At 63.9% G+C, this 1,115-nt stretch carries 1 protein-coding gene and 1 pseudogene; both read right to left on the bottom strand.

The genetic code is table 11. The annotated features are described in order from the left end of the window. Positions 1-643, bottom strand: a 643-nt coding sequence (locus EOA22_RS34645) for a PAS domain-containing protein (RefSeq protein ID WP_245478774.1), incomplete at its 3' end; no start/stop codon positions are given. A 65-nt stretch (positions 644-708) separates the two neighbouring features. Beyond that, positions 709-1,115: pseudogene (locus EOA22_RS34640) on the bottom strand (helix-turn-helix transcriptional regulator); the annotation flags it as partial.

Below are 1,115 nucleotides of genomic sequence, written 5' to 3'. Positions count from 1 at the left end.
CTACCACACCGTGCTTCAGCGCCAGCGGACTGTCGGGCCGCGCCAGCATCGCCTCGGCGGCCTCGTTCATCTGCACGATCCGCTGATGGCCGTTGATCAGAAACACGCCGAAGGGCAGATGCGAAAAAGCCGATGCCAGCGCTGACGTATTCTCCAGCCGCCGGCCGATCTGCCCGGCGCGCAGCATGTGCGGCACGATCTTTTGCAACAGCTGGACGTCGTCGCCACCGAACGCTTCCTGCCTCAAACCGCGATGAATATCAAAAAACCAATAGGAGCCGTTGGCGGCCAGAAGATTACAGGCAAGCCCGTGATACATGTCACGCGGCCTGTACCAGTCTTGCCAGAGTTCACGGCGGCGGAAGCCGGCGCCCCCTTCCGTTACCAGCGTGCGGTCATAGACTTTGCCCACAGGCAGGGCGGCCGCGACTACGCTGATGGGATCGCGCATGTGCGCAGCGGTTACTTCGGACGAAACGAACTCGGGATCATAAACTGTTGAAACTGCGTTGCTCGTCGTTGGATCGAGCCGCACAATGCAGGAGCGCGAGCCGCCAAGGAGATCGCGCAGACCAGTCACTGCTTCGAGCCAGCGTTCCTGATCGTAGGCAGCCTCGTAGATCTGGCCGACCACGGCGGCCACCGCTTCCAGGTTTGCGTCAGCCATTGGCCTCGAAATCCTTAGCACGCTCGCTGTGCATGAGCCGGCTACCCGCCGCGCCCGCTAAGCGGTTCGGTGCTCTTGAGCAGCGCAACCAGTTCGCTCTGCTGCCGGGTGCGGGTCTTGGAGAAGATACGTTCGAGATAGGTGCGGCAGGTCTTCACGGTGATGCTCGAGCTTGCCGCGGCTTCCTTCAGCGTCCGCCCGGATGCCAATGTCGCTGCGAGCCGGGCTTCGGCCGGCGTCAGGTCGAACAGGCTGCGGACATGCGTCTCGAAGCCATCGGGGATGCGCCGGGCGACCTCGGTGACCATGATCACCGCGCACCGTTCCGAGGCCAAACCGTAGGCGCGGGCGTCGACGAAGGGCGCAACCGACAGCACCAGCGGCGTCAGGTCGGAGCGCTTGTGATCCGACGGCACCATCAGCGTTCCGCCGGGTCCGGGCATGGCTC

This window comes from Mesorhizobium sp. M7A.F.Ca.US.014.04.1.1, assembly GCF_003998745.1.
Taxonomy (GTDB): Bacteria; Pseudomonadota; Alphaproteobacteria; order Rhizobiales; family Rhizobiaceae; genus Mesorhizobium; species Mesorhizobium ciceri.
The sequence above is the reverse complement of the archived record's forward strand: the minus strand, read 5'-3'. Positions and strand labels throughout refer to the sequence as shown.